Origin of the sequence: Rhodococcus sp. NBC_00297 (assembly GCF_036173065.1) — a bacterium.
Taxonomy (GTDB): Bacteria; Actinomycetota; Actinomycetes; order Mycobacteriales; family Mycobacteriaceae; genus Rhodococcoides.
Genome location: NZ_CP108041.1, coordinates 2,294,260 through 2,313,459, shown reverse-complemented (window position 1 = coordinate 2,313,459; position 19,200 = coordinate 2,294,260). Strand labels below are relative to the sequence as shown.

The 19,200-nt window shown below is 68.7% G+C and carries 13 protein-coding genes and 1 tRNA gene; 5 read left to right on the top strand and 9 right to left on the bottom strand.

The genetic code is table 11. The annotated features are described in order from the left end of the window. Positions 1–4: 4 nt before the first annotated feature. The 5 genes from OG947_RS11055 to OG947_RS11035 form a co-directional block, all read right to left on the bottom strand. Positions 5–1,492 carry a penicillin-binding transpeptidase domain-containing protein gene (locus OG947_RS11055; protein ID WP_222637829.1) on the bottom strand — a complete coding sequence of 496 codons (1,488 nt, stop codon included), beginning with the start codon at positions 1,490–1,492 and terminating at the stop codon, positions 5–7. Further along, entirely contained in the window at positions 1,489–2,973 is a 1,485-nt protein-coding gene (locus OG947_RS11050; protein WP_222650098.1) for an FtsW/RodA/SpoVE family cell cycle protein, read from the bottom strand. The genes OG947_RS11055 and OG947_RS11050 overlap by 4 nt, the downstream gene beginning before the upstream one ends. Beyond that, positions 2,973–4,433 (bottom strand): PP2C family protein-serine/threonine phosphatase, encoded by a 1,461-nt coding sequence (locus OG947_RS11045; RefSeq protein ID WP_222649996.1) that lies wholly within the window; start codon positions 4,431–4,433, stop codon positions 2,973–2,975. Before OG947_RS11045 ends, OG947_RS11050 begins: the two co-directional genes overlap by 1 nt. After that, on the bottom strand, positions 4,430–4,891 hold the full coding sequence (locus OG947_RS11040; RefSeq protein WP_027505924.1) for an FHA domain-containing protein FhaB/FipA: 462 nt from the start codon (positions 4,889–4,891) through the stop codon (positions 4,430–4,432). Before OG947_RS11040 ends, OG947_RS11045 begins: the two co-directional genes overlap by 4 nt. Positions 4,892–5,029: 138 nt before the next feature. Further along, positions 5,030–6,664: an FhaA domain-containing protein gene (locus OG947_RS11035; RefSeq protein WP_328811850.1), complete on the bottom strand. Its 1,635-nt coding sequence runs from the start codon at positions 6,662–6,664 to the stop codon at positions 5,030–5,032. Between the two features lie 275 nt (positions 6,665–6,939). On the opposite strand from OG947_RS11035, the gene OG947_RS11030 reads away from it, so the two are divergent. From OG947_RS11030 to OG947_RS11020, 3 genes are all read left to right on the top strand, one after another. Beyond that, positions 6,940–7,025: transfer RNA gene (locus OG947_RS11030), tRNA-Leu, on the top strand. Positions 7,026–7,469: 444 nt separating this feature from the next. Next, positions 7,470–12,071, top strand: coding sequence for a glutamate synthase large subunit (gene gltB / locus OG947_RS11025; protein WP_222632497.1), 4,602 nt, complete (start codon positions 7,470–7,472; stop codon positions 12,069–12,071). Beyond that, positions 12,064–13,530 carry a glutamate synthase subunit beta gene (locus OG947_RS11020; protein WP_027505921.1) on the top strand — a complete coding sequence of 489 codons (1,467 nt, stop codon included), beginning with the start codon at positions 12,064–12,066 and terminating at the stop codon, positions 13,528–13,530. The genes gltB and OG947_RS11020 overlap by 8 nt, the downstream gene beginning before the upstream one ends. Before the next feature lie 78 nt (positions 13,531–13,608). On the opposite strand, the gene OG947_RS11015 is transcribed toward OG947_RS11020, so the two are convergent. After that, the gene (locus OG947_RS11015) at positions 13,609–15,120 is read right to left on the bottom strand and encodes an MFS transporter (protein WP_027505920.1); all 1,512 of its coding nucleotides are present in this window, start codon (positions 15,118–15,120) and stop codon (positions 13,609–13,611) included. 114 nt (positions 15,121–15,234) lie between these two features. Between OG947_RS11015 and OG947_RS11010 the strand changes: the two genes are divergently transcribed. Together OG947_RS11010 and OG947_RS11005 are read left to right on the top strand one after the other, a co-directional pair. Further along, complete coding sequence (locus tag OG947_RS11010; RefSeq protein ID WP_328813925.1) at positions 15,235–16,101, top strand: NAD(P)-dependent oxidoreductase; 867 nt, start codon at positions 15,235–15,237, stop codon at positions 16,099–16,101. A 97-nt stretch (positions 16,102–16,198) separates the two neighbouring features. Continuing rightward, positions 16,199–16,483 carry a putative quinol monooxygenase gene (locus OG947_RS11005; protein ID WP_027505918.1) on the top strand — a complete coding sequence of 95 codons (285 nt, stop codon included), beginning with the start codon at positions 16,199–16,201 and terminating at the stop codon, positions 16,481–16,483. 1 nt (position 16,484) lies between these two features. Here OG947_RS11005 and OG947_RS11000 read toward each other — a convergent pair whose 3' ends face one another. From OG947_RS11000 to OG947_RS10990, 3 genes are all read right to left on the bottom strand, one after another. Then, positions 16,485–18,077 (bottom strand): phage infection protein, encoded by a 1,593-nt coding sequence (locus OG947_RS11000; RefSeq protein WP_328813924.1) that lies wholly within the window; start codon positions 18,075–18,077, stop codon positions 16,485–16,487. Positions 18,078–18,164: 87 nt separating this feature from the next. Further along, positions 18,165–18,782 carry a histidine phosphatase family protein gene (locus OG947_RS10995; protein WP_328814008.1) on the bottom strand — a complete coding sequence of 206 codons (618 nt, stop codon included), beginning with the start codon at positions 18,780–18,782 and terminating at the stop codon, positions 18,165–18,167. A gap of 19 nt (positions 18,783–18,801) precedes the next feature. Then, positions 18,802–19,200 carry an MmcQ/YjbR family DNA-binding protein gene (locus OG947_RS10990; RefSeq protein ID WP_222647780.1) on the bottom strand — a complete coding sequence of 133 codons (399 nt, stop codon included), beginning with the start codon at positions 19,198–19,200 and terminating at the stop codon, positions 18,802–18,804.

The following is a 19,200-nucleotide window of genomic DNA, read 5'->3' as shown; positions in this document are numbered from 1 at the left end:
GGGCTCACCTCCCCTGCAATCCGGCGCCGAGCACTGCTCTCGCCACTGGTGCCGCGACGGACCCACCGGTGGCGGCGAGTGCGCGGTCACCACCGTTCTCGACGATGACCGCGATGGCGATCTTCGGGTCCTGTGCCGGCGCGAACGCGATGTACCAGGCGTGCGGAGGGGTGTTGCGCGGATCGCTGCCGTGCTCGGCGGTGCCGGTCTTGGATGCGATCTGCACCCCCGCGATCTTGCCCTCGCCGCCGGAGTTGTTCTCCGAGCCGACCATCAGATCGGTGAGCGTGGACGCGACCTCGGGAGAGATCGACTGGCCCAGTGACGTGGGCTCGGTGGTGTCGAGGGTCGACAGATCCGGACCCTGCAGCTGGGCCACCATGTGCGGCGCCATGCGCACGCCACCGTTCGCGATGGTGGCGGCGATCTCGGCGTTCTGCAGCGGTGTCAGTGCGACGTCGCGCTGGCCGATGCTGCTCTGACCGAGGGCGGCGTCGTCGGGGATCTCCCCGACGGTGCTGTCGGCGACCGGGATCGGCACGGCCTGGTTCGCCTCGCCGATGCCGAACGCGGACGCGGTGTCCTTGACGTTCTGGGTGCCGGCGTCGATACCGAGTTCCACGAAGGCGGTGTTGCACGAGCGCGCGAACGCCTCGCGCAACGACGCGGTGGCGCCGCCGCCGCACGTGGAGCCGTTGTAGTTCTCGAGCGTCGTCGACGTGTCGGGCAGCGTGATGGTCGGCGCCGCCGTGAGCTGGGTGTCCGGGGTGGAGCCGGCCGCCAGCGCCGCCGCGGTGACGACCACCTTGAACGTCGAACCGGGCGGGTAGGTCTGGGAGACCGCGCGGTTGACCAGGGGCTCGCCCGGATCGCTGCTCAGTCGCTCCCACGCCTGCGTCGACGTCTCGCCGTCGTGCGTCGCGAGCTCGTTGGGGTCGTAGCTCGGCGTGCTCACCATCGTCAGGATCTTGCCGGTGGACGGCTCGATGGCCACGACGGAGCCGGTGTAGCCCTTCGACGTCAACTGGTCGTAGGCGACCTGCTGCATCACCGGATCGATCGTGGTGACGACGTTGCCGCCGCGGGGGTCGCGACCGGAGAGCAGGTCGAAGAACCGCTTGCCGAACAGTCGGTTGTCCGAGCCGTTCAACACTGCGTCCTCGGACCGTTCGAGAGCGGTGCTCGAGTACAGCATCGAGTAGAAGCCGGTGACCGGTGCGTTGGCGGCCGGGCTGGACGGTGCCGCGGGGTTGGCGGGGTACGTCCGCAGGTACTTGTAGCGATCGTCCGTCGCGACGGAGGCCGCGAGCACCTGGCCGCCGCTCGAGATCTGCCCACGCTGGCGTGCGTACTCGTCGAGCAGCACCCGCGAGTTCCGCGGATCCGTTCGGAGGTCGTCCGCCTTGATGACCTGGACGTACGTCGCGTTCGCGAGCAGGACGACGATCATCGCCATGACGCCGATGGCGACTCTGCGCAGAGGTGTGTTCACGGGCGCTTCACCACCTCGGTGGGAGCGTCACCGATCGGAGCCGCCGGTCCGCGTCTCTGCGGCACGACGGGCGCCCGCGCAGCGTCCGAGATCTTGATGAGCAGGGCGACCAGAGCGTAGTTCGCGAGCAGCGAGGATCCTCCGTAGGACATGAACGGTGTGGTGAGACCGGTGAGCGGGATGAGCTTGGTGACGCCGCCGACGACGACGAACAGCTGCACCGCGATGGTGACGGACAGTCCGGCGGCGAGCAGCTTGCCGAAGCTGTCGCGCACCGCGAGGGCGGTGCGCAGCCCACGCAACACGAAGACCAGATAGAGCATCAACACGGCGGCCAGGCCGATGAGGCCGAGCTCCTCGCCGATGGTCGCGATGATGAAGTCGGTGCTCGCGAACGGCACCTGCGACGGCCGGCCACTGCCGAGCCCGGTACCGCCCATGCCGCCGGTCGCCAGACCGAAGAGCGACTGCGAGATCTGATAGCCGGTGTCGTTGTAGTCCGCGAACGGATCCAGCCATGTGTCGGTGCGGATCTTCACGTGCCCGAAGAACTGATACGCGAGCAGGAAGCCGAGCAGGAGCAGCGCCACACCCACGACGATCCAACCGACGCGCTCGGTGGCGACGTAGATCATCACCAGGACCGTGCAGTAGATCAGCAGCGACGTGCCGAGATCCTTCTCGAACACCAGGACGCCGATGGACACGATCCACGCGACGACGATGGGGCCGAGATCGCGGGCGCGCGGGAAGTCCATGCCGAGCACGTGCTTGCCCGCGGTGGTGAAGAGCTCGCGCTTCGCCACGAGCACCGAGGCGAAGAAGATGAGCAGCAGGATCTTCGAGAACTCACCGGGTTGGATGCTGAAGCCGGGCAACCGGATCCAGATCTTCGAGCCGTTGACCTCGGACAACGAGGAGGGCAGGACGGCCGGCAGGGCCAGGAACACCAGACCGCCGAGGCCCAGGGTGTAGCCGTACCGCGCGAGGGTGCGGTAGTCGCGGACCAGCACGAGGACAGCGATGAACCCGGCGATGCCCAGGGCCGTCCACAGCACCTGCTGCGTGGCGTCGGCCGACGGCTCCTCGATGCCGAGGTACACCGCCGACTGCTGCGCCGCGAGGTCGAGCCGGTGGATGAGCACCAGTCCGAGCCCGTTCAGCATGGCGACGACCGGGAGCAGCAGCGGATCCGCGTGGGTGGCGAATCGACGGACCGCGGCGTGGGCGACCGCGAACATCGCGAGGTAGGCGAGGCCGTACTTCGCCAGGTCCCAGGTGATGGCCTGCTCCTGGCTCGCCTCGACGAGCACCAGCGACACCGTGGTGATGACCGCGGCCGCGCCGAGCAGTGCCGCCTCGACACCGCGTCTCGTCGACTGCGGTGGGGCGGGGGCGAACCCACCGGGCGGGCTGGGGAACGAGGCGGACGACTGGCTGGGGGTGGGCCGGTTCGGGGTCGGCAGGTTCGGAGCGGACATCACGAACCTGTCCTGCAGGTCTGGCCCGCCACCAGCGTCGGCGTCGGTGCCGGGGTGGGCTCGATCGTGGTGGTCACGGGAGCCGCCGGATCGACGGGCACCGCCGGGTCCGGAGCGGGCGGTGCGGCCGTGGGAGCAGGCGTGGCCTCGGGAGTGGCGCTCGGCGTGGTGGTGGTGCTCGCCGGCGGCGTGCACGGGGGCAGCAGGTCACCGGACGCGAGTCGCGCCACCTGGGTGCGCGCGTCGTCGAGGGTGCCCGACGGCAGACCCGAGCGCACCTGTTCGCGTGCCGAGGGCTGGAGATCGTCGACACCCAGGATCGTGCAGTCGGCATCGCCGGGAGCGCGCAGCTCGACCGTCGCGTCCTCGGTGGCCGTCGCCCCGTCGCGTACGCAGCCGACCAGATCGACCTCCTGCAGCGAGAAGCCGAGCACCGAACCGGAGACTCCGCGCATCACCACCACGCGACCGTCGTCGGTTCCGACGTAGTAGTTACGTTGCAGCAGTTGCCATCCCACGACGAGACCGACGACGAGAAGGGCGACCACGCCGAGGCCGGCGAGTGACCACCGGAGCTTGTGCGACTTCTTCTCCGGCACGGGCGGTGGTGTCACGACACGTTTCGGGGTGGTGCGGGGCGGCCGCATGGCGGCGGCGCGGCCGGCTGCCGTGTTCGGCGGCGGCGCGTCCTCCTCGTCGGACATCGACGCGGCTCCGGCGAGAATGGGGTGCGACTGGCCGTAGTCCAGATCGATGACGTCGGCGACGACGACGGTGACGTTGTCGGGGCCACCGCTGCGCAGCGCCAGCTCGATGAGCCGATCGGCGCACTCGTCGTTCTCGCCCTCGCGGAGCGTGTCGGCGATGGTCTCGCTGCTGACGACGTCGGACAGGCCGTCCGAGCACAGGAGATACCGATCCCCGGCGCGGGCCTCCCGCACCGTGAGCGTCGGCTCGATCTCGTTACCGGTGAGCGCGCGCATGATGAGCGACCGCTGCGGGTGCGAGTGCGCCTGCTCGGCCGTGATCCGGCCCTCGTCGACCAGGGACTGGACGAACGTGTCGTCTCGCGTGATCTGCGTCAGCTCGTCGTCGCGCAGCAGGTAGGCACGCGAGTCGCCGATGTGGACGAGCCCGATCTTTCTGCCGCCGAACAGGATCGCCGTCAGGGTCGTGCCCATGCCGTCGAGCTCGGGATCCTCCTCGACCTGCTCGGCGATGGTGGCGTTGCCCTCGCGCGTCGCCCGTTCGAGCTTGCCCAGGAGATCGTCTCCCGGCTCGTCGTCGTCGAGGTGGGCGAGCGCCGCGATCATGAGCTGGGACGCGACCTCACCGGCGGCGTGCCCTCCCATGCCGTCGGCGAGAGCGAGCAGGCGCGCACCGGCGTAGACCGAGTCCTCGTTGTTGGATCGCACGAGACCGCGATCGCTGCGCGCGGCGTAGCGGAGAACCAGTGTCACGGGCGCAGCTCGATCACGGTCTTGCCGACGCGGACGGGCGTGCCCAGCGGGACGCGCACCGCCGTCGTGACCTTGGCCCGGTCGAGGTAGGTGCCGTTGGTCGAACCGAGATCCTCGACGTACCAGTCACCCCCGCGAGGAGACAGCCGTGCGTGGCGCGTGGACGCGTAGTCGTCGGTGAGGACCAACGTCGAGTCGTCCGCCCGACCCATGAGGACCGGCTGCGACCCGAGCGTGATGCGGGTACCGGCCAGCGAACCCTGCGTGACCACCAGCTGCTTGGCCACCTTCGCCTTGCGGCCCTGCAGCGACACCGGTGACGTGCGGGAGCGCGGTGCCACGCGCAGCCCGGAGGCCGCATAGATGTCCGACCGCAGGGTGCGCAGCACTGCCCAGACGAACAACCACAGGATCAGGAGGAAGCCAGCTCGAGTGAGCTGCAGAATCAATCCCTGCACAGCGTGTCACCTCCTCGTGTCACCAGAAGCCGGGTCACGGCTTTCTCGGTCGCCCGGGGACGTCCCGTCTCGGAGCATCATAAGGGCAGGCGCCGACGGCCGGTGTCGGCCGCCGCACCCGTCGCCGGTCCGGTCGTGTCAGACGATGCGGACGAGGATCTCCGAATGTCCGGCGCGGACGATGTCGCCGTCGGCCAGCTGCCAGTCCTGGACCGGTGCACCGTTCACGGTCGTGCCGTTGGTGGAACCCAGGTCGGACAGCATGGCCACCCGGCCGTCCCAGCGGATCTCGAAGTGCCGACGCGAGACGCCGGTGTCGGGGAGCCGGAACTGGGCCTCCTGGCCGCGACCGACGACGTTGCCGCCCTCGCGCAGCTGGTAGTGACGGCCGCTGCCGTCCTCGAGCTGCAGGGTGGCGGCGAGCCCGCGAGACGCGGCCGGGCGGTCGTAGTCGTCCCCGTCCGCGACCTGCTGGTAGCCCTGTGTGGCCGGCTGGTCGTACGCCGCCGCAGCGCCGTACGCCCGCGGCTGTGCGGCCTGGCCACCGTCGGCGTAGCCGCGCTGGTCGTAGTCGCCGTACGCCTGCTGACGGTCCTGACCGTGCTGGTCCTGACCGTTCTGGTCGTAGCCCGACCGGTCGTAGCCGCCCTGGTCGTAGCCGCGCTGGTCGTACCCGCCCTGGTCGTAACCACCCTGGTCGTACCCGCGCTGGTCATAGCCGCCCTGGTCGTAGCCCTGCTGGTCGTACCCGCCCTGGCCGTAGCCCTGCTGGCCGTAGGCGCGGGGATCGGGTCCACCCTGGTCGTACTGAGGACGGCCGTGACCGCGCGGATCCGCCGCCGGCTGTCCGTAGGCCTGGCGGTCGTACGGCTGCTGAGCGGGAGGCTGCTGGCCGTAGGCACGCGAGTCGTAGGGGGCGCGGTTCTGCGGCTGGCGTCCGTATCCCTGGTCGTAGCCGCCCTGCTCGTGACCCTGCTGGTCGTACCCGGCCTGGCCGTAGCCCTGCTGGTCGTACCCGGCCTGGCCGTAGCCCTGCTGATCGTGACCCTGTCCGTACGGTGCGCGTCCGTATCCGCCCTGCTCCTGACCGGCGGGCGGGCGGCCGTAGCCGCGGGCGTCCTGCTCGGAGTCGCCGTACGCGCGGGGCGGGCGCACCCGGTTCTCCGCCGCCGGGTCGACGCGGCCCGACGCCTCGGGGTCGTACGCCTCGGACGGGTACGCGCTGCCGTTGCGAGGGGCACGGGCGGCGACGCCCGATGCGGGCCGATCGTTGTCGCGGTCGGGCTCGTCGCCCTGGTTCTGAGTCCCTGAGTTCTGGGTCATGGGGCCGGCTCCTGATGTCGACGACGGTCGGTCTTGTGCAGTGGACTGGTGAGGTGGAGCGCTCTGCTGGGGTGACGCGTCGGGATCGACTGTTCCCGACGTGCGGAACTGTCCCGTGTGCAGTGTGGTGGACGGTTCGAAGCGGACCACCACGCGCCCGTACGTCTGCCATCCCTGGTCGGTGATGAAGTCCTGGAGATGGCGTGAGAAGGCGCGAGTGGTGAGGTCGTGGTCGGACGCGAGCCTGTCGTGATCCGACGGGCTGATGGTGATGACGTAGGCGTTGGGTGCCAGCAGATGTCCGCCGTCCAGCGTGCGGACCGACATGGTGGCCTCCTGCTGGAGGGCCGCCTCGACCTCCTGCGGCACCACACCGCCACCGAAGACGCGAGCGAAGGCGTCACCGACAGCACTCTGCAGCTTTCTCTCGAATCGCTGAACCACTCCCACGACACCCTCCTTCTCCGTCTTCGTCGGTACTGCGTCTCACATCGGTACTGCGTCCGTGCATCGGAGACTCATGATGCTGGAACCGTCCCCGAGGCGTCCACGCCGCCGACGTCCGCGCAGGCCGTGCGGCCTCGCGTGTCCTTCCGTCGTGCGACTACCGATCCATGCTATACGCCCGGAACCGGTTCCCGGCCCCGCCTCGGGACCGGAAACCCGGACCGACGGTATGGATTTCTGCCCGAGTGACGGGTCGTGTTAATCTCGTCCCGTCGCTCGGGCGAGTGGCGGAATGGCAGACGCGCTGGCTTCAGGTGCCAGTGTCCTTCGGGACGTGGGGGTTCAAGTCCCCCTTCGCCCACCACACTGGCCGTAGCCGAGAAATCGCTACGGCCAGTAGTCTTTCATCGGACGTACGTCTCGGTGTGAGATCTCCGACGTCGAGCTCGTGCGCTCCCGGAGTATTCTCGTGAACGAACGCCGAGGTACCGCGCAACGTCGCGCACACACCCACACCGCCGGGGGAACGACCAGGTCAGGCCCGAATGAGGATGCCCTGATTTGTGAATTCGACCGGTTCCTGACTTATCGTTCAGCTGCGGGGTCGACCCACAAGGATCGCCCCTGCCCGAAAACACTCGGTCACCACCTCGGAACGGATCGTTGTCCGAGAGTGGCCGGAGCCCCATCGGAGTGCGTGTTCAACGGCGAACCCGCTCTCGCATCGCCCCGCGGTGGCTCGCGTCGAATCTCGGACGTGGCCGCGCTCTCGCGGATCTTGGCTCGACTCGTCAGTTAGGCAAGACACATGCAGCTTCCCGGACACCGGTACCCATCAGCGCGCGGCCTCTACGATCCCGCCAACGAACACGACTCCTGCGGTGTCGCGTTCGTGGTCGACATGCACGGCCGACGGAGCCGCGACATCGTCGACAAGGCGATCACGGCGTTGATCAATCTCGAACACCGCGGCGCTGCGGGTGCCGAGCCCAACACGGGTGACGGTGCCGGCATCCTGATCCAGGTCCCCGACGCGTTCTACCGCGCCGTGGTCGACTTCGATCTGCCGCCCGAGGGTTCCTACGCCACCGGTATCGCGTTCCTCCCGCAGGCGCGCGCCGCGTCCGCCGAGGCTGTCGCCGGCGTCGAGCGTGTCGTGACCGAGGAGGGCCTCGAGGTTCTCGGCTGGCGCGACATCGAGACGGACGACGCCTCCCTGGGCGCGCTGGCGCGCGACGCCATGCCGACGTTCCGCCAGCTGTTCGTCGCCGCTCCCGACCGTGCACTGTCCGGCATCGATCTCGAGCGCCGCGCGTTCGTCGTGCGCAAGCGCGTCGAGCACGAACTCGGCCTCGAAGGCCCCGGCAAGGACGGTCCCGGACGCGAGTCCGTGTACTTCCCGTCGCTGTCGCCGTCGACCATCGTCTACAAGGGCATGCTCACGACGCCGCAGCTGCGAGGCTTCTACCTCGATCTGCAGGACGAGCGCGTCGTCAGTGCCCTCGGTCTGGTGCACTCGCGCTTCTCCACCAACACGTTCCCCTCCTGGCCGCTGGCACACCCGTTCCGCCGTGTCGCGCACAACGGTGAGATCAACACCGTCACCGGCAACGAGAACTGGATGCGTGCCCGCGAGGCCCTCATCGAGTCGGACGTCTTCGGTGGCCCGGAGAAGCTCGAGAAGATCTTCCCGGTGAACACGCACGGAGCGTCGGACACCGCGCGCTTCGACGAGGTGCTGGAGTTCCTGCACCTCGGCGGTCGCAGCCTGCCGCACGCCGTGCTGATGATGATCCCCGAGGCGTGGGAGCACCACGACAAGATGGATCCGGCTCGCCGGGCGTTCTACCAGTACCACTCGACTCTGATGGAGCCGTGGGACGGACCGGCGTCGGTGTGCTTCACCGACGGCACCGTCATCGGCGCGGTCCTCGACCGCAACGGCCTGCGTCCGAGCCGTCTCTGGGTCACCGAGGACGGCCTGGTCATCATGGCGTCCGAGGTCGGCGTCCTCGACATCGAGCCGTCGAAGATCGTGCGTAAGGTCCGCCTGCAGCCCGGCCGCATGTTCCTGGTGGACACCGCGCAGGGCCGCATCGTCAGCGACGACGAGATCAAGGACGAGCTCGCCGCCGAGCACCCCTACCAAGAGTGGCTCGACGAGGGCCTCGTCGAGATCGACGACCTGCCCGAGCGCCCGCACGTCCACATGACGCACGACCGTGTGCTGATCCGTCAGCAGATCTTCGGCTACACCACCGAGGAACTGACCATGCTGGTCGCTCCCATGGCCAAGGCCGGCGCCGAGGCCATCGGGTCCATGGGCACCGACACGCCCGTCGCCGTGCTCTCGAACCGCCCGCGCATGCTGTTCGACTACTTCTCCCAGCTGTTCGCCCAGGTGACGAATCCGCCCCTGGACGCCATCCGGGAAGAGGTGGTCACCAGCCTCGGCGGCACCATCGGTCCCGAGCGGGATCTCCTGCAGCCCAGTGCCGAAGCATGCCGGCAGATCGTGCTGAAGTCGCCGATCCTGCACAACGACGAGCTGGCCAAGCTGGTCCACATCAACGACGACGGCACCCAGGACGGACTGCGCTCCGTGGTGGTCCGCGGCCTCTACCCGGTCGCCGAAGGCGGTGAGGGACTACGTCGTTCGCTCGAGATCATTCGTTCGCAGGTCTCCGCGGCGATCGACGGCGGCGCGCGCATCGTCATCCTGTCCGACCGCGAGTCGAGCGAACGGCTGGCACCGATCCCGTCGCTGCTGCTGACCTCGGCCGTGCATCACCACCTCGTCCGGGAGAAGACCCGCACCAAGGTGGGGCTGATCGTCGAGGCCGGTGACGCCCGCGAGGTCCACCACATGGCCACCCTCGTCGGCTTCGGTGCTGCAGCGGTCAACCCCTACATGGCGTTCGAGTCGATCGAGGACATGATCGATCGCGACACCCTGCAGGGCATCGACTACGACAGCGCCGTCAAGAACTACATCAAGGCCGCCGGCAAGGGTGTGCTGAAGGTGATGTCGAAGATGGGCATCTCGACGCTCGCCTCGTACACCGGCGCCCAGCTGTTCCAGGTCATCGGCCTGTCGCAGGCACTGGTCGACGAGTACTTCTACGGCGTGCAGTCGCCGCTCGGCGGCATCGACCTCGACCAGATCGCGGCCGACGTCGCGGTGCGTCACGGAGTCGCTTACCTGGACAACAAGTTCGAGCGCGCGCACCGCGAGCTCGAGACGGGCGGCGAGTACCAGTGGCGCCGCGAGGGCGAGTACCACCTGTTCAACCCGGACACGGTGTTCAAGCTCCAGCACGCCACCCGCACCGGTCAGTACTCCGTGTTCAAGGAGTACACCCGCATGGTGGACGACCAGTCCGAGCGGCTCGCGTCGCTGCGCGGACTGTTCCGCTTCAAGACCGAGGGTCGCACCCCGATCCCGATCGACGAGGTCGAGTCGGCACGCGACATCGTCAAGCGTTTCTCCACGGGTGCGATGAGCTACGGCTCCATCTCGGCAGAGGCGCACGAGACGCTGGCCATCGCGATGAACCGCCTCGGTGGTCGCTCGAACTCGGGTGAGGGCGGCGAGGACACCGCACGCTTCCTCCCCGACGAGAACGGTGACTGGCGTCGGTCGGCCATCAAACAGGTCGCGTCGGGTCGTTTCGGTGTCACGTCGAACTACCTGACCAACTGCACCGACATCCAGATCAAGATGGCGCAGGGCGCCAAGCCCGGTGAGGGTGGCCAGCTTCCGGCGCACAAGGTGTACCCGTGGGTGGCCGAGGTGCGTCACTCGACGCCGGGTGTCGGCCTCATCTCGCCGCCCCCGCACCATGACATCTACTCGATCGAGGATCTGGCTCAGCTGATCCACGACCTGAAGAACGCCAACCCGTCGGCGCGCATCCACGTGAAGCTCGTCTCCGAGGTCGGTGTCGGTACGGTCGCCGCCGGTGTCTCCAAGGCGCACGCGGACGTGGTGCTCATCTCGGGCCACGACGGCGGCACGGGCGCCACCCCGTTGACGTCGGTCAAGCACGCCGGCGCACCATGGGAGCTCGGCCTGGCCGAGACCCAGCAGACGTTGCTGCTCAACGGTCTTCGCGATCGCATCGTCGTGCAGGTCGACGGTCAGCTCAAGACCGGTCGCGACGTCATGGTCGCCGCGCTGCTCGGTGGTGAGGAGTTCGGATTCGCCACCGCGCCGCTGGTGGTCTCGGGCTGCATCATGATGCGCGTCTGCCACCTCGACACCTGCCCGGTGGGCGTGGCGACGCAGAACCCACTGCTGCGCAAGCGGTTCGCCGGTCAGCCGGAGTTCGTCGAGAACTTCTTCCTGTACATCGCCGAGGAGGTCCGCGAGTACCTCGCGGAGTTCGGTTTCCGCACGCTCGACGAGGCCATCGGCCAGGTCGCGCTGCTGGACACCACCGCGGCGAAGGATCACTGGAAGGCGTCGAAGCTCGATCTGTCGCCGATCCTGGACGTCGCGGAGTCGGCGTTCATGAACCAGGATCTCTACTGCACCGGCACGCAGGACCACGCACTGGACAAGGCTCTCGACCAGCAACTCATCGCGCAGAGCCGCGAGGCACTGGACAAGGGCGAGAAGGTCGAGTTCTCGACGCGGATCACCAACGTGAACCGCACCGTGGGCACGATGCTCGGCCACGAGGTCACCAAGGCGTACGGCGAGGACGGTCTGCCGGAAGGCACGATCGACATCACCTTCACCGGATCGGCCGGTAACAGCTTCGGAGCGTTCGTGCCCAAGGGCATGACGCTGCGACTGCAGGGCGACGCCAACGACTTCGTCGGCAAGGGTCTGTCCGGTGGGCGGATCGTCGTACGCCCGTCGCTCCAGGCCAACTCGAGCTTCGTCGCCGAGAACAACATCATCGCCGGCAACGTGATCCTCTTCGGTGCCACCGAGGGTGAGGCGCTCATCCGCGGTGTCGTCGGTGAGCGGTTCGCCGTCCGTAACTCGGGCGCCGTCGCGGTGGTCGAGGGTGTCGGTGACCACGGGTGCGAGTACATGACCGGTGGCAAGGTCGTCATTCTCGGCGAGACCGGCCGCAACTTCGGTGCCGGCATGTCCGGCGGTGTGGCGTTCGTCTTCGACCCGAACTCGACGTTCGAGGACAACCTCAACACCGAGCTCGTCGACATCGAGGAGCTCCAGGGTGACGAGTTCGCGTGGCTCAAGGATGCGATCACGCGGCATCGTGACGAGACCGGGTCCGAGGTCGCCGAGCGCATCCTCGCGGACTGGTCTCAGCAGGTCAATCACTTCGTGAAGGTGATGCCCCGCGACTACAAGAAGGTACTGCTCGCGATCTCCGAGGCCGAGAAGAACGGCGCGGACGTGGACGAGGCGATCATGGAGGCAGCTCGTGGGTGATCCACAAGGATTTCTGAAGAACACGTCGCGGGAGCTCCCGTCGCGGCGCCCCGTGGACCTGCGCCTGATGGACTGGAAGGAGGTGTACGAGGACTTCTCCACGGACACCCTCCGCACCCAGGCCAGCCGGTGCATGGACTGTGGCATTCCGTTCTGCCACAACGGGTGCCCGCTCGGGAATCTGATTCCCGAGTGGAACGACCTGGTGTACAAGGACCGGTGGCGCGAGAGCATCGACCGGTTGCACGCCACCAACAACTTCCCGGAGTTCACGGGCCGGCTGTGCCCGGCTCCGTGTGAGGCGTCGTGCGTCCTGGGCATCAACCAGGACCCGGTGACCATCAAGCAGGTCGAGGTCGAGATCATCGATCGCGCCTTCGACGAGGGATGGGTCCAGCCCGTCTACCCGACGTACCTCACCGGCAAGAAGGTGGCCGTCGTCGGTTCCGGTCCCGCGGGTCTCGCTGCAGCGCAGCAGCTCACGCGTGCCGGCCACACCGTCACCGTGTTCGAGCGAGCGGATCGCATCGGCGGACTCCTGCGCTACGGCATCCCCGAGTTCAAGATGGAGAAGCGCCACATCGATCGCCGGTTGGCGCAGATGGAGGCCGAGGGCACCATCTTCCGAACCGGTGTCAACGTCGGTGTCGACATCACCGCGGACGAGCTCCGCGAGGAGTTCGACTCGGTCGTCCTGTCGGGCGGTGCCACCAAGGCCCGCGACCTCGAGGTCCCCGGCCGCGAGTACGGCGGCATCCATCAGGCGATGGAGTTCCTGCCCTGGGCCAACCGTGTTCAGCTCGGCGACGACGTCGTCGACCAGTACGGCCAGCCGCCCATCACGGCGAAGGGCAAGAAGGTCGTCATCATCGGCGGCGGCGACACCGGCGCGGACTGCCTCGGCACGTCGCACCGTCAGGGCGCGGCCAGCGTCCACCAGTTCGAGATCATGCCCCGCCCGCCGGAGGAGCGCGCCGGATCCACCCCGTGGCCGACGTACCCGCTGGTCTACCGCGTGTCCTCGGCTCACGAGGAGGGTGGCGAGCGCGTCTTCTCCGTCAACACGGAACGCTTCACGGGCGAGAACGGCATGGTCACCGGACTCGACGCGCACGAGGTCGAGTTCAAGGACGGTCGCTTCGCCAAGGTCGAGGGGTCGGACTTCCACCTCGAGGCCGACATCGTGTTCCTCGCGATGGGCTTCACCGGACCCGAGAAGCCGGGCCTGCTCACCGATCTCGGGGTGAACCTCAACGAGCGCGGCAACGTGTCGCGGACCGACAAGTGGAACACCAACGTCGACGGCGTCTTCGTGGCCGGCGACATGGGCCGCGGTCAGTCGCTCATCGTGTGGGCCATCGCCGAGGGCCGCTCCTGCGCGTCCGCGGTCGATTCGTTCCTCATGGGAAAGACGGCGCTGCCCGCGCCGATCGTGCCCACCCAGGCACCCCAGCGGTAGCGAGCCCACACACCCGGTACGAACAGAACACCCCCTGCAGCCTGCTGCAGGGGGTGTTCTGTGTCGGGAGTCGGTGCGTCAGCGCGCTCGACGGAACAGGACGGCGGCCGCGCTGCCGGCGATCAGCAGCGTGACGAGCGTGGCCCCGGACGCGGCGACGATGCCGTCCACGTACGCCTCGCGGGCGCGGGACGCGAGGTCGGGCCCGACGTCGGGTGACATCCGGCCGGCTTCGGCCAGGGTGCCGGCGAGCGTGCCGTCTCCGGACGTGTCGGCGGGCCCCAGCACCAGGCGGTACGTGGCCACGCTGATGGAGCCGAGCACGGCGATGCCCAGTGCCCCACCGAGTTCCGCGCCCGTCTCCGACACGGCACCGGCCGCGCCCGCCTTCTCCGGTGCCGCGGTGGCGAGCACCCGATCCGAGCCGAACGTCGTGCCGGTACCCACACCGAACGCAGCGATCACCATGCCGCACAGCAGGATCGCGAGCGTGGCGCCCGACCCGACGTCCGAGGGGAGGGCCACCGCACCGATCACGACGGCACCGACGAACATGACGGAGATGGCGCCGACGAGGATGACGGCCGGCGGGCGGCGCTTCATGATCAGGGGGGCCGTCAGTGAGGCGGTGGCCGTCGCGATCGCCGGGATCAGCGACCACAGTCCCGCCTCGAGGGTGCCGAGCCCCATGACGAGCTGAAGATACTGCGACAGCATCAGATTGAAGCCCGTGATGATGAAGACCGACACGAGGATGACGATCACCGCGACGGAGAACGCCGGGGTGCGGAACAGATCGAACTCGATGACGGGGTGCGTGCTCGCGCGTTGACGTCGCACGAACCACCAGCCGACCAGGAGCCCCACCGCGAGCGCGGCGGCCACCTGCCAGTCGAGGCCGTTCTGCGCGGCGTGCTTGAGCGCGTAGACGATACCGAGCATCGCGACGATCGAGGCGCCGACAGCGGGCAGGTCGAAGCGGCCGGGGTTCGGGTTCTTCGCCTCGGGCAGCATCACCGGCGCGGCGATCAGCAGGACCACCATGATCGGGATGTTGATGAGGAACACCGAGCCCCACCAGAAGTACTCGAGCAGCGCGCCCGCGATGACCGGGCCGAACGAGCCACCGCCGGCGAATCCGGCCGTCCAGATTCCGATGGCGACACCGCGCTGCACGGGGTCGACGAAGAGCTTGCGCAGCAACGACAGTGTCGACGGCGCGAGGGTGGCGCCGCCGATCCCGAGAAGCACCCGCGACGCGATGAGGGCCTCCGGGGTGTGCGAGAAGGCGGCGGCGACGGACGCGATGCCGAAGACGAGCGACCCGATCATGAGCAGCCGACGGGTGCCGATGCGGTCGCCGAGCGAGCCCATCGTGACCAGTAGGCCGGCGAGCATGAAGCTGTAGATGTCGAGGATCCACAGCTGCTGCGAGCTGCTCGGCTGGAGATCCTCGGTCAGCGAGGGCAGGGCGAGGTACAGGACCGACATGTCCATCGAGACGAGGACGATGGGGACGACGAGGACGGCGAGACCCCACCACTCGCGACGCCCCGCCCTTTCGGTGGCGGGCGTGTCGGTGCTGGTCATGCGTGATCCGTTCGAGAGTGCGTGTGGTGGTGCTCCGTGAGGGGAACACCCTGCATTGCAACACACGGAGCGGGTCGGAAAAGAATCCGCTCCAGCCGGTGAGAGGGAACGAACATGCGGGTGGCAGTACTGGGAACCGGAACGATGGGCGCGGGCATGGCGGGGTCTCTGCTCCGCGGCGACCACGAGGTGACGGTGTGGAACCGCAACGCCGATCGCGCGGCGCCGCTGAAGGACCAGGGGGCGACCGTCGCGGACGATCCGGCGGCCTGCGTCGCCGACGCCGACGTGATCGTCACGATGCTCTACGACGAGTCGGCCACCGCGGACACGGCCACCACCTTCCTGTCAGCGGTGAAGGACGGCGCCGTGTGGGTCCAGTCCGCGACCGTCGGTCCGGCCGGCGCCCGACGGCTGGCCGATCTGGCGCAGCACCACGGGGTCGCCTTTCTCGACTGCCCGATGCTGGGGACCAAGGAGCCGGCGGAGTCGGGAAAGCTCACGGCGCTGGCCTCCGGACCCGCCGGGGGGCTCGAGTCGGTGCGCCCGGTGCTCGAGTCGATGACGGTGAAGATCGTGAACGCGGGGACGGAACCCGGCCGGGCGAGTGCGCTCAAACTGGCGTGCAACGCGATGGTGTCCACGCTCACGGCGGCCACGGCGCAGTCCCTCGCGATGGCGTCGGAACTGGGCCTGGAGCCCTCGCTCGTCCTCGAGGCGCTCGACGGTGGTCCGATCAACGCGCCGTACACACAGATGAAGGGCCGCTCGATGATCGAGCGCGACTTCACCCCGTCGTTCGGGATCGACGGCGTGGTCAAGGACGTCGACCTGATGATCGATGCGGTGGATCCGCGCACCTCCCGCCTGCTGCAGGCCGTGCGCAGTGCGTACGTGGACGCGAGCGTCGCGGGGCACGGCGCCGACGATCTGGCGGCCGTCGTCACGGCCTTCAAGAACGACGAGGGGTTCCAGGGCTGAGTCGTCAGGGGGCAGTCGGGCGATAACCGACGCCCGCCGCCGCTCCTCGCCGTACGTTCGGGTGGACCGATGACGAACGAGCGAGACGAGAACGACGATGAGTGATCTGCACGTGGTGGCCACCATTCCGGTGACGGACGGCTTCGACGAGGTGCTGGAGGCGATGCGGCAGTTCGCCGTTCTCACGCGCGAGGAGGACGGCTGCCTGGAGTACGACGTCTACACCTCGAACGCGGCGCCCGACACCATCGTCACCGTCGAGGTGTGGCGGGACCAGGCGGCCCTCGACGGGCACATGGCGTCACCGCACATGGCCGACGTCATGGGTCGCCACGGCGCCAAGCTGGGCGCCCTGGCGATCCATCCGTTGACGCCCGCCTGAGTCAGGCGAGGCGCGGTTCGTCCCGGTAGGCCGCGCGGTCGTCCTCCGGGTCGGACCGGGCGACGAGCGAGTAGACGAGACCGGACACCGCGAGCAGGGCGACCATCACGAGGACGGCGAGCCAGCCGGTCGAGTCCATGGCGTCCGCCGCGATGCGCTCGAGTCCGGCGGCGAGCCACCCGACGGGCGTGAAGGCCGCGGCCTTGCCGAAGACGGAGCTGTCGGGCGACCCCACCAGGGCTCCGCCTGCCAGGACGAGCTGGACGAGCAGCAGCACCAGGTTGATCGACTGGCCGACGGCACGGCCGAACGCCATCTGAACGGCGCCCGCCGCGGCGAGGAACGCCGCGGAACCCAGGAACAGGAAGACGAGGCCGCCGAGGAGCGAGCCGAAGCTGAGACCGTCGCCGACGAACCAGTAGGCGATACCCGCAGCTGCGGTGACCGCGAGGGCCCCGAGGACGGGTGCGATGCGCGCCACGCGGTCCCGACGCGTCAGCAGGCGCATCAGGCTCACCGCGGCAGCCGCGGCCAAGGCCACTAGTGCCGCGATCAGGTAGTAGTTCGACGGGGTGCTTCCCTGCACGACGAGGGTGGTCTGCGTCTGACCGTTCTCGTCGGTTGTCGTGGTCGCCGCTACTGCGTTGGCCGCGGGCAGCGAGGTCTGCGCGGTCTTCACGTTGGTCTGCAGGCTGCTGACGACGCCGCCGATCGGCTCGATGCCGGTCGTGATCTGGTCGGTGCCCGCCTTCAGCTGCTTGCCACCGTCGTCGAGCTGGATGATGCCGTCGTTCAGCTGGCCGGCGCCCGTGGAGAGCAGCGCGCTGCCGTCGACGGCGGTGTTCACGCCGGTGACGAACTCACTGGACGGATCGTCGAGCTGGAACGCGAGCAGGGCGGCGCCGTCGCGCAGCTGGTTGATCTGGGAGACGGTGTCGGGGCCGATGCCCTGCGCGTTCAGCGTGTCGATGAGCTCACGCAGCTGCCGTGCCGCGTCGGTGGTGATCGGGTTGTTCAGCACCTCGATGCGGTTCGCGACGTCCGCGATGGACGAGGTGACCTGAGCCTGCTTCTCGCCGAGCGCCAGCAGGGGCGTCGTCAGCTGGTTCACGCCGCCGCTGATCTGCACGGCGCCGTCACCGAGCTGGCCCACTCCGCCCTGCAGCTGCACGAGTCCGCCGGCCAGCTGAGAGTTGCCGTCCGCGAGCTGCTGGGACCCGGAGCGCGCCTGCCCGAGGCCGTCGGAGAGCTGGGTGACTCCGTCGGTGAGCTGCGGCGCCGCGTCGGTCAGCTGAGTGAGTCCACCGCTGAGCAGGCTCAGGGGCAACTGCGTCTGGGTGAGGGCCGAGCGCGTCTTCGCCAGCGGGTCTCCCGCGGCGGGGGTGCCGCCGTCCGTGCCCTCGGAACCGTCTGCCGAGGTGGTGGTCTCGGAACTGCTCTGCGAGGCCAGGGGAACGACGTCGTTCCCGCTGAACGACGCGTAGAGGCCGGCCAGGAGCAGGGGGAGGGCGATCACGAGAACGACGATCACGGGCCGCGACAACGTGGCGACGAGACCCGAACGCGGGGCACCGTGTGCTGAGGGAGAAGTCATGATACTGCTCAGGCTAACCGGTGCCGACGCGCTCGACGGACCGTGCCGAGCACCGATCGTGCCCGTAATGCCCGGTGACCTGCGCGATTAAGAAGTCGGTGAGGATCGTGCGCGGTTCCGGGGGAGCAGATCCCACACGTGCTGCGTCTCGTTCACCGACGCTACCGTACGTCTGCCGCTGCGCGAGAACAGTATTCGCGTGACCGAGACGTAGTCGATCGGGAAGGTCAGAGGCATGGCGGTGCCGAGCAGATCCTGCAGGTGGACGTTGATCACCCCGCCGTGGGCGAAGACCGCGACCGTGTCCTCCGGCTCCGCGTCCCGCACCACCGAGGCGATGTCGTCGAACACCCGTCGGCGGAAGGCGTCGGCGTCCACCGCGCTCGGCAGATGCCCGGCCTTGATGCGCTTGAACTCGGCGGGGAACTTCTCGCGCGCCTCCTCGATGGGGAGGTAACCCGGGAAGTCGCGGTCGTACTCGGCCAGACCGTCGAGCACGTCCACCGGGAGTCCGGTGTCCGCGGCGAGCGGTTCCGCGGTCTGCCGGGCGCGCAGTTGTGGACTGCTGACGATGCGCGCGAGCCGATGGGCGCGCAGCCCGTCGGGCACGCGCGCGGCCTGCTCGAGTCCCAGCGGCGCGAGGGCGGGATCGGCATCCGCGTCGGAACGCAGCGGGAGAGCGTGGCGGATCAGCAGCAGTTGCACAGCGGCCACTGTCTCACGGTCACGAGAGCGTTCCGAGTTCTGCCACCAGCCGTGCCGGCGCCGTCCGCCGGAACGACATGTCGAGCAGTTCGTCGACCTCGGTCCAGTCGGGGGTCCCGATCGTCAGGTCGAGTCCCACCCAGCCGCTCGCCGCGGTGTACGCGGGCTCGAAGAATCGCTCGTCGTCCAGCAGCGCCGCTCGCTCGTCGGTGTCGGGCAGGACCTGCAGCGACCGATCCCAGCGGGTGGAGGGGTGATCCCCCTTCACCGTGGCGCCGTAGATCGCGAAGACCTTCGTGGTGCGGAAGTTGGGGCGGCCGTGGGAGACCTTCTCGGTGGCGCCCGGCAGGCGCAGGGCTCGCTCCCGCACCGTGGCCAACAACGGATCGTCGTCGCGGAATCGCACAGGATGCTCCAT